General features: G+C 33.2%; 25 protein-coding genes. All 25 read left to right on the top strand.

All coding sequences use genetic code 11. The features are described from left to right. Positions 1-11: 11 nt before the first annotated feature. The 25 genes from rplV to rplQ all read left to right on the top strand — a co-directional run bounded on the left by rplV (position 12) and on the right by rplQ (position 12504). Positions 12-344, top strand: coding sequence for a 50S ribosomal protein L22 (gene rplV, locus DYA59_RS08065; protein ID WP_115271069.1), 333 nt, complete (start codon positions 12-14; stop codon positions 342-344). 17 nt (positions 345-361) lie between these two features. After that, positions 362-1018 carry a 30S ribosomal protein S3 gene (gene rpsC, locus DYA59_RS08060; RefSeq protein ID WP_115271067.1) on the top strand — a complete coding sequence of 219 codons (657 nt, stop codon included), beginning with the start codon at positions 362-364 and terminating at the stop codon, positions 1016-1018. A gap of 2 nt (positions 1019-1020) precedes the next feature. Further along, positions 1021-1443, top strand: a complete 423-nt coding sequence (rplP, locus tag DYA59_RS08055) for a 50S ribosomal protein L16 (protein WP_005885881.1) — start codon at positions 1021-1023, stop codon at positions 1441-1443. Further along, positions 1443-1625 (top strand): 50S ribosomal protein L29, encoded by a 183-nt coding sequence (gene rpmC / locus DYA59_RS08050; protein WP_005885895.1) that lies wholly within the window; start codon positions 1443-1445, stop codon positions 1623-1625. The genes rplP and rpmC overlap by 1 nt, the downstream gene beginning before the upstream one ends. A gap of 46 nt (positions 1626-1671) precedes the next feature. Next, a complete protein-coding gene (gene rpsQ / locus DYA59_RS08045; protein ID WP_115271065.1) occupies positions 1672-1923 on the top strand; it encodes a 30S ribosomal protein S17 in 252 nt (83 codons plus the stop codon). A 30-nt stretch (positions 1924-1953) separates the two neighbouring features. Further along, positions 1954-2322 (top strand): 50S ribosomal protein L14, encoded by a 369-nt coding sequence (gene rplN / locus DYA59_RS08040; RefSeq protein WP_005885899.1) that lies wholly within the window; start codon positions 1954-1956, stop codon positions 2320-2322. Between the two features lie 24 nt (positions 2323-2346). Beyond that, positions 2347-2688 carry a 50S ribosomal protein L24 gene (rplX, locus tag DYA59_RS08035; RefSeq protein WP_115271063.1) on the top strand — a complete coding sequence of 114 codons (342 nt, stop codon included), beginning with the start codon at positions 2347-2349 and terminating at the stop codon, positions 2686-2688. A gap of 18 nt (positions 2689-2706) precedes the next feature. Further along, a complete protein-coding gene (gene rplE / locus DYA59_RS08030) occupies positions 2707-3258 on the top strand; it encodes a 50S ribosomal protein L5 (protein WP_115271061.1) in 552 nt (183 codons plus the stop codon). 22 nt (positions 3259-3280) lie between these two features. Next, positions 3281-3568 (top strand): 30S ribosomal protein S14, encoded by a 288-nt coding sequence (gene rpsN / locus DYA59_RS08025; RefSeq protein ID WP_005885905.1) that lies wholly within the window; start codon positions 3281-3283, stop codon positions 3566-3568. 26 nt (positions 3569-3594) lie between these two features. Further along, on the top strand, positions 3595-3990 hold the full coding sequence (gene rpsH / locus DYA59_RS08020; RefSeq protein WP_005885908.1) for a 30S ribosomal protein S8: 396 nt from the start codon (positions 3595-3597) through the stop codon (positions 3988-3990). A gap of 25 nt (positions 3991-4015) precedes the next feature. After that, positions 4016-4549 (top strand): 50S ribosomal protein L6, encoded by a 534-nt coding sequence (rplF, locus tag DYA59_RS08015; protein WP_115271059.1) that lies wholly within the window; start codon positions 4016-4018, stop codon positions 4547-4549. 29 nt (positions 4550-4578) lie between these two features. Further along, the gene (gene rplR / locus DYA59_RS08010) at positions 4579-4947 is read left to right on the top strand and encodes a 50S ribosomal protein L18 (RefSeq protein WP_115271057.1); all 369 of its coding nucleotides are present in this window, start codon (positions 4579-4581) and stop codon (positions 4945-4947) included. 24 nt (positions 4948-4971) lie between these two features. Next, on the top strand, positions 4972-5475 hold the full coding sequence (gene rpsE, locus DYA59_RS08005; RefSeq protein ID WP_115271055.1) for a 30S ribosomal protein S5: 504 nt from the start codon (positions 4972-4974) through the stop codon (positions 5473-5475). 12 nt (positions 5476-5487) lie between these two features. Beyond that, positions 5488-5673 (top strand): 50S ribosomal protein L30, encoded by a 186-nt coding sequence (gene rpmD, locus DYA59_RS08000; protein ID WP_005885913.1) that lies wholly within the window; start codon positions 5488-5490, stop codon positions 5671-5673. A gap of 1 nt (position 5674) precedes the next feature. Continuing rightward, positions 5675-6154 (top strand): 50S ribosomal protein L15, encoded by a 480-nt coding sequence (gene rplO, locus DYA59_RS07995; protein WP_115271053.1) that lies wholly within the window; start codon positions 5675-5677, stop codon positions 6152-6154. Between the two features lie 39 nt (positions 6155-6193). Then, a complete protein-coding gene (gene secY / locus DYA59_RS07990; protein WP_115271051.1) occupies positions 6194-7474 on the top strand; it encodes a preprotein translocase subunit SecY in 1281 nt (426 codons plus the stop codon). Between the two features lie 127 nt (positions 7475-7601). After that, complete coding sequence (locus DYA59_RS07985) at positions 7602-8243, top strand: adenylate kinase (RefSeq protein WP_115271049.1); 642 nt, start codon at positions 7602-7604, stop codon at positions 8241-8243. Positions 8244-8268: 25 nt separating this feature from the next. Then, on the top strand, positions 8269-9033 hold the full coding sequence (map, locus tag DYA59_RS07980; protein ID WP_115271047.1) for a type I methionyl aminopeptidase: 765 nt from the start codon (positions 8269-8271) through the stop codon (positions 9031-9033). A 101-nt stretch (positions 9034-9134) separates the two neighbouring features. Continuing rightward, on the top strand, positions 9135-9356 hold the full coding sequence (infA, locus tag DYA59_RS07975; RefSeq protein WP_005885934.1) for a translation initiation factor IF-1: 222 nt from the start codon (positions 9135-9137) through the stop codon (positions 9354-9356). Between the two features lie 23 nt (positions 9357-9379). Further along, the gene (gene rpmJ, locus DYA59_RS07970; protein WP_115271045.1) at positions 9380-9493 is read left to right on the top strand and encodes a 50S ribosomal protein L36; all 114 of its coding nucleotides are present in this window, start codon (positions 9380-9382) and stop codon (positions 9491-9493) included. Between the two features lie 172 nt (positions 9494-9665). After that, on the top strand, positions 9666-10022 hold the full coding sequence (gene rpsM / locus DYA59_RS07965; protein ID WP_115271043.1) for a 30S ribosomal protein S13: 357 nt from the start codon (positions 9666-9668) through the stop codon (positions 10020-10022). Positions 10023-10079: 57 nt separating this feature from the next. Continuing rightward, complete coding sequence (gene rpsK, locus DYA59_RS07960) at positions 10080-10469, top strand: 30S ribosomal protein S11 (protein WP_005885940.1); 390 nt, start codon at positions 10080-10082, stop codon at positions 10467-10469. Positions 10470-10532: 63 nt separating this feature from the next. Then, positions 10533-11120, top strand: a complete 588-nt coding sequence (rpsD, locus tag DYA59_RS07955; protein ID WP_115271041.1) for a 30S ribosomal protein S4 — start codon at positions 10533-10535, stop codon at positions 11118-11120. 27 nt (positions 11121-11147) lie between these two features. Then, positions 11148-12125, top strand: a complete 978-nt coding sequence (locus DYA59_RS07950; RefSeq protein ID WP_115271039.1) for a DNA-directed RNA polymerase subunit alpha — start codon at positions 11148-11150, stop codon at positions 12123-12125. Between the two features lie 28 nt (positions 12126-12153). After that, the gene (gene rplQ, locus DYA59_RS07945) at positions 12154-12504 is read left to right on the top strand and encodes a 50S ribosomal protein L17 (protein ID WP_115271037.1); all 351 of its coding nucleotides are present in this window, start codon (positions 12154-12156) and stop codon (positions 12502-12504) included. Positions 12505-12556 lie beyond the last annotated feature (52 nt).

The following is a 12556-nucleotide window of genomic DNA, read 5'->3' as shown; positions in this document are numbered from 1 at the left end:
AGGTTGGACTAGTGGAAGCTAGAGCAATTACGAGATACGTAAGAATGTCTCCTAGAAAAGCTAGATTGGTAGCTGACTTAGTGAGAGGAAAATCAGCACAAGAAGCATTAGATATTCTAGAATTTACAAATAAAAAAGCAGCTAGATTAATAAAGAAGACATTAGCATCAGCTATTGCTAATGCAACTAACAACTTCAAGATGGACGAAGATAAGTTAGTAGTTTCAACAATTATGATAAATGATGGACCAGCTCTTAAAAGAATAATGCCTAGAGCTATGGGAAGAGCGGATATAATCAGAAAGCCAACAGCTCACATTGTTGTTGCTGTTTCTGAAAAGTAGTTTAAGGAGGTAAGACCGTGGGACAAAAAGTAGATCCTAGAGGACTAAGACTTGGAATTACAAGAGCTTGGGATTCTAACTGGTATGCAGATAAAAAGGAATACGCTAAGTACTTCCATGAGGATGTAAAAATCAGAGAGTATGTTAAGAAAAACTACTTCCACGCAGGAATAGCAAAAGTAAAGATTGAAAGAACTTCTCCTTCAAATGTAGTAGTTCTTGTTTACACAGCTAAAGCGGGGATAATCATCGGAAGAAAAGGTGCTGAAATAGAAAACTTAAGAGTAAATCTTGAGAAATTAACAGGAAAGAAAGTAACTGTAAAAGTACAAGAAGTTAAAGAGTTTAATAAAGATGCTGTACTTGTTGCAGAAAATATAGCTACTTCAATTGAGAAAAGGGTAGCATACAAAAGAGCTGTAAGCCAAGCTGTAATGAGAGCTATGAGAGCTGGAGCTAAAGGGATTAAAGTTATGGTTTCAGGAAGACTAAATGGAGCAGAAATTGCCAGAGCTGAGTGGGTAGTTGAAGGAAAAGTTCCTTTACATACATTAAGAGCTGATATTGATTATGCAACAGCAACAGCTCACACAACTTATGGAGCTCTTGGAATAAAAGTATGGGTTTTCCATGGTGAAGTTCTTCCAGCTAAGAAGGAAGGAGGAGAAGCGTAGTCATGTTAATGCCAAAAAGAACAAAACATAGAAAAATGTTTAGAGGTAGAATGAAAGGTACAGCTCAAAGAGGAAATACTGTAGCATTCGGAGATTACGGACTACAAGCTCTTGAGCCACACTGGATAACAAATAGACAAATCGAATCATGCAGGGTTGCAATTAACAGAACATTTAAAAGAGAAGGAAAAACTTTCATAAGAATATTCCCTGATAAACCTATTACAGCTAGACCAGCTGGAGTGAGAATGGGTAAAGGTAAAGGAAGTGTTGAAGGTTGGGTAGCAGTAGTACTACCAGGAAGAATAATGTTTGAAGTTTCTGGTGTAACTGAAGAGAAAGCTTTAGCAGCATTGAGAAAAGCGTCTATGAAACTTCCTGTAAGATGTAAAATAGTAAAAAGAGAGAATGGTGGTGAAAACTAATGAGAGCTAAGGAAATAAGAGAAATGTCAACTGAAGACTTAGTTGTTAAGTGTAAAGAGCTTAAGGAAGAGTTATTCAACCTAAAGTTCCAACTTTCATTAGGTCAACTTACTAACACTGCTAAAATCAGAGAAGTTAGAAGAGAAATTGCTAGAATAAATACAATCTTAAATGAAAGATAATCTCATTCATATATAAATTGATTCTTAGGAAGAGGAGGTTAATGTCTTGAGAAACGAAAGAAAAGTTAGAGAAGGAGTAGTTGTTTCTGATAAAATGGACAAAACTATCGTTGTTGCAATAGAAACAATGGCTTTACATCCAATCTATAAGAAGAGAGTAAAAAGCACTACTAAGTTTAAAGCTCACGATGAAAATAATGTAGCTCAAACTGGAGATAGAGTAAGAATTATGGAAACTAGACCATTATCAAGAGATAAAAGATGGAGACTAGTAGAGATTGTTGAGAAAGCTAGATAATTCCAATTATTGTGAGAGGAGGATAATTTAATGGTACAACAACAAACTATCCTTAACGTTGCTGATAACTCAGGTGCAAAAAAATTAATGATAATCAGAGTACTAGGTGGATCTAAAAAGAGATTTGGAAAAATTGGAGACATCGTTGTAGCATCTGTTAAAGAAGCGATTCCTGGAGGAAACGTTAAAAAAGGTGACGTAGTTAAGGCTGTAATAGTTAGAACTAAAAAAGAGTTAAGAAGAGAAGATGGATCATATATAAAATTTGATGATAATGCAGGAGTTATAATCAATAACAATAATGAACCAAAAGCAACAAGAATCTTTGGACCAGTTGCAAGAGAGTTAAGAGCTAAAAACTTTATGAAAATTTTATCTCTAGCTCCAGAAGTAATCTAATAATTAAGAGAGGAGGCTAATATCGTGGCTAAACCTAAAGTTAAATTTGTACCAGATTCATTACATGTAAAAACTGGAGATACAGTTTATGTAATATCTGGTAAAGATAAAGGAAAAACAGGTAAAGTTGTAAAAGTATTCCCTAAAAAAGGAAAAGTTGTAGTTGAAGGAATAAATATAGTAACTAAACATATGAAGCCAACTCCAATAAACCCACAAGGTGGAGTTGTTAGTAAGCCAGCTGCTATATTCTCATCTAAAGTAATGTTATTTGATGAGAAAGCTGGAAAACCAACAAGAGTTGGATATAAGTTTGTAGATGGTAAGAAAGTAAGATACTCAAAGGTATCAGGAGAAGTTCTATAAGAAGGGAGGAAAACGTAAGTGTCTAAATACGTTTCTAGATATCATAAATTATATAATGACGTTATATCTCCAGCTTTAATGAAAGAATTAGGAATTAATAACGTTATGGAATGTCCAAAACTAGAAAAGATAATAGTAAATATGGGAGTTGGAGAAGCTACTCAAAATTCTAAATTAATAGATGCTGCAATGGGTGATTTAACTATAATTAGTGGACAAAAACCAATAGTGAGAAAAGCTAAGAAATCTGAAGCAGGATTCAAATTAAGAGAAGGAATGCCAATCGGAGCAAAAGTTACTTTAAGAAAAGAAAGAATGTACGATTTTCTAGATAGATTAGTGAATGTAGTTCTTCCAAGAGTAAGAGACTTCGAAGGGGTTTCAGCTAATGCTTTTGATGGAAGAGGAAACTACTCTTTAGGATTAAGAGACCAATTAGTTTTCCCTGAAATTGAATTTGATAAAGTTGAAAAACTTTTAGGAATGTCTATCACTATCGTTTCTTCTGCTAAAAATGATGAAGAAGGAAGAGCTTTACTTAAGGCGTTTGGAATGCCTTTCAAAAAGTAATAGTGAGGAGGGTAAAGAATAAATGGCAAAGAAGTCAATGATCGCTAGAGATGTTAAAAGAGCTGAACTATGCGAGAAATATGCTGAAAAAAGAGCTGAACTAAAAAAGAGAGTTGCTGAAGGAGATATGGAAGCAATGTTTGAATTAAACAAACTTCCAAAAGATTCTTCTGTAGTTAGAAAAAGAAATAGATGTCAGTTAGACGGAAGACCAAGAGGATTCATGAGAGAATTTGGAATTTCGAGAGTAAAATTCAGACAGCTTGCAGGAGCTGGAGTAATACCAGGAGTTAAAAAGTCATCTTGGTAATATTATAGGAAGGAGGATTTTCGTAGATGTATTTAACAGATCCAATTGCTGATATGTTAACAAGAATCAGAAATGCAAATGCAGTAATGCACGAGAAAGTAGATGTACCTCATTCAAATTTAAAAGATAGATTAGCAGAAATCCTAAAAGAAGAAGGATATATAGCTAACTATAAAGTTGTGACTGATGGGAATAAAAAAAATATAAGAGTTTACTTAAAATATGATGGTAAAGAGAGAGTTATCAAAGGAATTAAAAGAATCTCTAAACCTGGAAGAAGAGTATATTCTTCAGTAGAGGATATGCCAAGAGTATTATCAGGATTAGGAATTGCTATCGTATCTACTTCTAAGGGAATTGTTACTGATAGAGTAGCTAGAAGAGAAAACGTAGGTGGAGAAATTCTTGCATTTGTTTGGTAATAAATAACTTAGGAGGTGTTAGTAAATGTCAAGAGTAGGTAAAAAACCTATAATAGTGCCTTCTGGAGTTGAAGTAACAATGAACGGAAACGTAGTTACTGTAAAAGGACCAAAAGGTACTCTAACAAAAGAATTTAACTCAGAATTAACTATAAAAAAAGTAGAAAATGAAATCGTTGTTGAAAGACCAAACGATTTGCCAGCTGTAAGAGCTATACATGGGACAACAAGAGCTTTATTAAACAATATGATTTTAGGAGTTTCTCAAGGATTTAGAAAAACTCTTAACTTAGTTGGAGTTGGATATAGAGCAGCTGCAAAAGGAAAGGGACTAGAATTAGCATTAGGATATTCACATCCAGTAATTATTGATGAAGTTCCTGGAATTGCATTCACAGTAGAGAAGAATACAACTATCCATATCGATGGTATCGAGAAAGATGTAGTAGGACAAGTTGCTGCTGATATAAGAGCTAAAAGAGCTCCTGAGCCTTATAAAGGAAAAGGAGTTAAGTATTCTGACGAAGTTGTTAGAAGAAAAGAAGGTAAAAAATCGTAAGGTAGCTTAACTAAAAGGAGGTAAGACAGTTGTTTAAGAAGGTAGATAGACAAGCTGTAAGAACAAGAAAGCATTTATCAATCAGAAACAAAATTTCTGGTACAGCTGATAGACCAAGACTTTCTGTATATAGATCAAACAACAATATCTTTGCTCAATTAATAGATGATGTTAATGGAGTAACTTTAGTTTCTGCATCAACTATTGATAAAGCGTTAAAAGCAAATATTGCAAATGGTGGAAATGTAGAGGCTGCTAAAACTGTAGGAAAAATACTAGCAGAAAGAGCAGCAGCTAAGGGGATAACAAATATCGTATTCGACAGATCAGGATACAAGTACACAGGAAGAGTAGAAGCTCTTGCTGAGGCAGCTAGAGAAGCTGGATTAAGCTTCTAATTCTATTAGAGAGGAGGATTTCACTTGTCTAAGTTAGCAAATAGAGAAGAAAAACAATATCAAGAAAAATTATTAAAGATATCAAGAGTTTCTAAGACAACTAAAGGAGGAAGAACAATATCTTTCTCAGTTTTAGCAGCTGTTGGAGATGGAGAAGGTAGAGTTGGATTGGGATTAGGAAAAGCTAATGGTGTACCTGATGCTATAAGAAAAGCACTTTCTTCTGCAAAGAAAAATCTAGTAGATGTTTCTCTAAAAGGATCTACTATTCCTCATGAAACACAAGGAAAATGGGGAGCAACAACTTTATGGATGGCACCAGCTTATGAAGGAACTGGAGTTATCGCTGGTTCTGCAACAAGAGAGATATTAGAGCTTGTTGGAGTGCATGACATTTTAACTAAAATTAAAGGTTCTAGAAACAAACACAACGTTGCTAGAGCTACAGTAGAAGCTTTAAAAACACTTAGAACAGCTGAGCAAATTGCTGCTTTAAGAGGTAAAGAAGTTAAAGATATCTTAAGCTAGGAGGGAATTTAGATGGTAAAGCTTAGAATAGAGCTTGTAAAAAGCATAATCGGAAGAAAGCCTAACCACATAGCAACTGTAAAGTCGCTAGGGCTTAAGAAGATGAATGATGTTGTGGAGCATGTAGAAACTCCTGAGTTAAAAGGAAAACTAGCTCAAGTTTCTTACTTACTTAAAGTAGAGGAGGTGCAAGCTTAATATGAAATTAAATGAATTAATGCCTTCTGTACCAAGAAAAGCTAGAAAAAGAGTTGGAAGAGGAGAATCTTCTGGATTAGGAAAAACAGCTGGAAAAGGAAGTAACGGACAAAAGTCTAGAGCTGGTGGAGGAGTAAAACCTTACTTTGAAGGTGGACAAATGCCTATCTATAGAAGAGTTCCAAAAAGAGGTTTCTCTAATGCATTATTCAAGAAAGAGTATGCTATAATCACATTAGATCTATTAAATAGATTTGAAGATGGAGCTGAAGTTACTCCTGAAATCTTATTCGAAACTGGATTAGTTAGAAAAATGATGGATGGAATTAAAGTTTTAGGAAATGGAACTTTAGATAAAAAATTAACTGTAAAAGCTCATAAAGTTTCTGCATCTGCCAGAGCTGCTATAGAAGCTAAAGGTGGATTAATAGAAATTATAGAAGTTAAAACATTTGCTAATGTTGCTAAGAACAATAAGTAGTTTTTAACTTGCTAGGACTAGAAGCGAGGTGAAGTTGTTTTGACTTTAATGGAAAAATTTAATATGAAGTTGAATAACATTATGAAGATTCCTGAGTTGAGAGAGAGAATTGTCTTCACCTTGTTGATGTTTTTAGTTGCTAGGGTAGGGACTTATATTCCTGCTCCAGGGGTAGATGTAGATAGATTAGCAACTATGACAGCACAAAGTGATATATTGGGTTATATCAATATGTTTTCTGGAGGAGCTTTCAAGAGAGTATCTATATTTGCTCTTGGGATAGTTCCTTACATCAACTCATCAATCGTTTTCAGTCTGTTGGCTGTAATAATACCTAAAATTGAAGAGATTCAAAAAGAAGGTGAGTCTGGAAGAAATAAGATTACTCAGTGGACTAGATATTTAACTATTGGAATTGCTATAATACAAGCTTTTGGAGTATGTATATGGCTTCAGTCAGTTGGACTTGTCACAACTCCAGGAACTATGTTTTTCTTAACTACAATAGTTACTTTGACTGCTGGTACAGTATTTTTGATGTGGATTGGAGAGCAAATTTCGATAAAGGGGATAGGAAATGGAGTTTCACTTCTTATTTTTTTGAACGTAATTTCAGGTGGACCGTCGAATGTTGTTCAAACAATACAAAGTATGAGAGGAAGTAAGTTTTTAATACCTGTATTAGGATTGATTACTTTAGCTGGAATACTTGTAGTAGCTGGAATAGTTATCTTCCAATTAGGACAAAGAAAAATACCTGTTCACTATGTAGGAAAAGGCTTTAATGGAAGAGGAGGTATGGGTCAAAATTCATATATTCCTTTAAAATTAAATAGTGCTGGAGTTATGCCAGTAATCTTTGCATCAGTAGTTATGATGATTCCATCTGCTATCGTGAATGTGATTCCTTCTGAATACACAATTAAAACGACGTTAGCAATGATATTTAGTCAAAATCATCCAGTATATATGTTAATATATGCTGTTGTAATCATATTTTTCTCATTTTTCTATACTGCTATAGTATTTGATCCAGAAAAGGTGGCAGAGAATCTAAAGCAGGGTGGAGGAACAATCCCAGGAATAAGACCTGGAACAGAAACAGTTGAATATTTAGAAGGAGTTGTCACAAGAATAACTTGGGGGGGAGCTTTCTTCTTAGCAGCTATATCAATATTACCATATGCTCTTTTTACAGCATTTGGACTTCCTGTTTTTTTTGGTGGAACAGGAGTGATTATTGTTGTTGGAGTTGCTATTGATACAGTTCAACAAATAAATGCTCATTTAGTAATGAGAGAATATAAAGGATTTATATAAAGCTTTATATAAAAGGCATAACTTTTAAGTTGTGCCTTTTTATTTTAATAGAAAATCGTGCATTTTTTTAGAAAGTGTAGTATAATTAAGAGGGTAAAACAAAATAATTTAAGGAGATGATAACATAATGAATATCATGTTATTTGGTGCACCAGGTGCAGGAAAGGGAACTCAAGCTAAGTTCTTAATAGAAAAATATGAAATACCTCAAATTTCTACTGGAGATATTTTAAGAGCAGCCATAAAAGAGGGAACTACTATGGGACTAGAAGCTAAAAAATTCATGGACGAAGGGAAATTGGTTCCAGATTCTACAATTATTGGAATAATCAAAGATAGATTATCACAAGAGGATTGTAAAAAAGGCTTTATCCTAGATGGATTTCCTAGAACTTTAGCTCAAGCAGAAGCACTAGAAGTATTAATGAAAGATATGGGAATAGCTTTAGATAAAGTTATATCATTAAATGTTCCAGATGAATTAATAGTAGGAAGAGTTACAGGAAGAAAAGTATGTCCAGCTTGTGGAGCATCTTTTCATGTAAAATTCAACCCACCAAAAGTAGCTGGGAAATGTGATTATTGTGGAACAGAATTAATTACTAGAAAAGATGATAATGCTGAAACTGTAACTAAGAGATTGACAGAATATCATTCTCAAACAGCTCCATTATTTGATTTTTATAAATCGAGAAATCTATTAGTTGATATCGATGGAACCAAAGAAGTAGACGTTATAACTCAAGAGATTTTTGCTATTCTTGGATAATTTTAGATTAGAAAGGAATTGATAAATGGCAATAATAAAGACATTAGAACAGATAAAAGAGATAAAAAAATCCAATCAAATAATTGCTAAGCTGTATAGAGATATTTTACCTAAATATATTAAACCTGGTATTTCAACTTATGATATAGATAAAATAGTGGATGATTATATTAGAAGTCAAGGTGCTATACCAGCGTGTATAGGAGTTCCTGGACCATATGGAGCCTTTCCAGCCGCAACTTGTATATCAGTAAATGAAGAGGTAGTTCATGGAGTTCCTAATGGAAGAGTTTTGCAAAATGGAGATATTGTGAGTATAGATACAGTAACAAATTTAAATGGGTATTTTGGGGACTCAGCTATAACTTTTCCAGTTGGAGAAATAGATGAAGAATCAAAAAAATTGTTAGAAGTTACAGAAAAATCTAGAACTATAGGAATAGAGATGGCAGTGGTTGGAAATAGATTAGGAGATATTGGCCATGCTATCCAACAATATGTAGAAAAAAATGGATTTAGTGTAGTAAGAGATTATGCAGGTCATGGAGTGGGACTTTCAATGCATGAAGAGCCTATGATACCAAATTTTGGAAAAAAGGGAAGAGGCTTTAAAATAGAGAACGGAATGGTTCTTGCAATAGAACCTATGGTCAATGTTGGAACATATAAACTTAACATGAAAAATGATGGTTGGACTGTTGTAACCAAGGATGGAAAAAGATCTGCACATTTTGAACATTCTATTGCAATAATTGATGGAAAAGCAGTAATTTTAAGTGAAATAGATTAGTGTAAAAATATCAAAAAAGTTTGTAGAAATCAATATTTTTTATGGACTTTTTGTAATTTACATGCTATAATAATTTGAAGTTCTGTTCGATAGGAGGAATTATGTCAAAAAAAGATGTTATCGAATTAGAAGGTACTATTTTAGAAGCCCTTCCAAATGCGATGTTTAAAGTTGAGTTAGAGAATGGGCATACTATTTTAGGCCATATCTCTGGGAAAATGAGAATGAATTATATTAAAATTTTACCTGGAGATGGAGTGACTGTACAAATCTCTCCTTATGACTTGTCAAGGGGTAGAATAGTATACAGGAAGAAAAATTAATATCACGAAAGGAGGACAGATGAATGAAAGTAAGAGTATCAGTTAAACCTATTTGTGACAAGTGCAAAGTTATCAAGAGACATGGAAAAATTAGAGTTATATGTGATAACCCTAAACATAAACAGGTTCAAGGATAATTTTGAAAGAGAGTTTGTTGAAAGTACGACAATAAGAGATGTAGTACTGTAAAGATATGTTGGCTGTAGAGCCATCTCCGAATTTAGGAAACGGAACATATCGACGAAAGTATTGAGCCAGTTCATATTACTGGTAAAATATATAAAATTTTCGATAGAGGAGGAAACAATTTTGGCTAGAATAGCAGGAGTAGATATCCCAAGAAACAAAAGAGTTGAGATAGCTTTAACTTACATTTATGGAATCGGAAAACCAACTTCACAAAAAATCTTAACAGAAGCTGGAATTAACTTTGATACAAGAGTTAAGGATTTAACTGAAGAAGAAGTAAATAAAATCAGAGCTATTGTTGAAACTGTTAAAGTAGAGGGAGACCTAAGAAAAGAAGTAAGACTTTCTATAAAAAGACTTATGGATATCAAATGTTACAGAGGATTAAGACATAAAATGAATCTACCTGTAAGAGGACAAAGTTCAAAAACTAACGCAAGAACAGTTAAAGGTCCAAAAAAACCTATTAAAAAGTAATCGAGTATTTTAGAGGAATTATAGAATTTTATAATTTAGCAAGGGAGGTAGCTTAAGTTGGCTAAAAAGAAAGTAGCTAAGATTAAAAAGAAAGTTAAAAATATTCCTAACGGAGTTGCCCATATACATTCAACTTTTAATAACACAATAGTTGCTATTACTGATGCAGAAGGTAAAGTTGTAAGTTGGAAATCAGGAGGAACATCTGGTTTCAAAGGAACTAAGAAAGGAACTCCATTTGCAGCTCAAATTGCAGCTGAGCAAGCAGCAAATATTGCTATGGAAAATGGAATGAAAAAAGTAGAAGTAAGAGTGAAAGGGCCAGGATCTGGAAGAGAAGCTTGTATTAGATCATTGCAAGCAGCTGGATTGGAAGTAACTAAAATAACTGACGTTACTCCTATTCCACATAATGGATGTAGACCACCAAAGAGAAGAAGAGTGTAATCTCACTTATTTATTTTGAAAATTATTGTGGCAAAATGAATACAAAGGAGGAATATTTAGAAAATGGCAAGAAATAGACAGCCTGTATTGAAGAAATGTAGAGCGCTAGGAATTGATCCAGTAATTTTAGGAGTTAATAAATCTTCTAAAAGAGGGCCTAGACCAAATGCAAATAAAAAGCCTACAGAGTATGCAGTTCAATTAAGAGAAAAACAAAAAGCAAAATTTATATATAATGTAATGGAAAAACAATTTAGAAAGATATACGAGGAAGCAGCAAGAAAACTTGGTGTAACTGGTTTAACTTTAATAGAATACTTAGAAAGAAGATTAGAGAATGTAGTTTACAGACTAGGATTTGCTAAAACTAGAAGACAAGCTAGACAAATCGTTTCTCATGGACATGTTGCTGTAAACGGAAGAAGAGTTAATATTGCTTCTTACAGAGTAAAAGTAGGAGATATTATCTCTGTAATAGAAAATTCTAAAAATTTAGATATAATTAAGACATCTGTAGAGGATGCAACTGTACCAGCTTGGTTAGAGTTAGATAGAGCTGCTTTCTCTGGTAAAGTTTTACAAAATCCAACTAAAGATGACTTAGATTTTGATTTAAATGAGTCATTAATAGTTGAGTTCTACTCTAGATAATAAGCCCTTTTAATAGGAGTTGATTGAATGTTAAAGATTGAGAAACATGCAAGGGGTATCAATATAACTGAAGTAAAAGAGAGTGAATTTAAAGGTCAATACATAGTTGAACCTTTATATAGAGGTTATGGGCATACTGTTGGTAATGCTTTGAGAAGAGTTTTACTTTCGTCTATCCCAGGAGCTGCTATTAAAGGTGTGAGAATTAACGGTGTATTAAGTGAATTCTCTGTCATGGAGGGAATACAAGAAGCTGTAACTGAAATTATCCTAAATATAAAAGAGATAGTTATTAAAGCTGAAAGTAGTGGTGAAAGAAAAATGACTCTTTCAGTTAAAGGACCTAAGATAGTAACTGCAGCTGATATAATACCTGATGTAGGAATAGAAATAGTAAATCCTGAACAAGTTATTTGTACAATAACAACTGATAGAGAACTTGACATGGAATTTCTTGTAGATACTGGAGAAGGATTTGTTGTATCAGAAGATATCGAAAGAAAGGAGTGGGCAGTAGATTATATAGCTGTTGATGCTATTTACACTCCAATTAAAAAGGTATCATATACTATCCAGGATACTATGGTTGGTAGAATGACTGACTTTGACAAATTAACTTTGGAAATTGAAACAGATGGAAGCATAGAAATAAGAGATGCATTATCTTATGCAGTTGAGTTATTAAAATTACACTTTGATCCTTTCTTAGAGTTAGGAAATAAAATGGAAAACCTAAGAGCTGAAGCAGAGGATGAAGAGGAAGATTCAACTACTCACTCTAAAGATGATAATATTCTAAATACTAAAATAGAAGAGCTAGATTTAACAGTCAGATCATTTAACTGTTTAAAGAAAGCTGGAATAGAAGAAGTAAGTCAATTAGCAAAATTATCGCTTAACGAACTTCTAAAAATTAAAAATCTAGGAAGAAAATCTTTAGATGAAATCCTAGAAAAGATGAAAGAATTAGGATATGATCTAACTCAAAATGGATCTCCTGAGTAAGAAGATAATAAGGAGGATAGCTAACTAAATGAATCACAATAAATCATATAGAAAGTTAGGTAGAAGAGCTGACCATAGAAAAGCTATGCTAAAAAACTTAACTATATCTTTACTAAGTGCAGAGAAAATAGAAACTACTGTAACTAGAGCAAAAGAATTAAGAAAATTTGCTGAGAAAATGATAACTTTAGGAAAGAAGAATACTCTAGCTTCTAGAAGAAATGCGTTTGCTTTCTTAAGAAATGAAGAAGTAGTAGCTAAGTTATTTAATGAAATAGCACCTAAATATACAGAAAGAAATGGTGGATATACAAGAATCATCAAAACTACTGTTAGAAAAGGTGACTCAGCTGAAATGGCTATAATCGAGCTAGTTTAATTAAATAGAAAGAGGAGTAATAAAAATTTACTCCTCTTTTTTATTTTATTAT

The organism is Fusobacterium necrogenes (assembly GCF_900450765.1).
Lineage (GTDB): Bacteria > Fusobacteriota > Fusobacteriia > Fusobacteriales > Fusobacteriaceae > Fusobacterium_A > Fusobacterium_A necrogenes.
The sequence above is the reverse complement of the archived record's forward strand: the minus strand, read 5'-3'. Positions and strand labels throughout refer to the sequence as shown.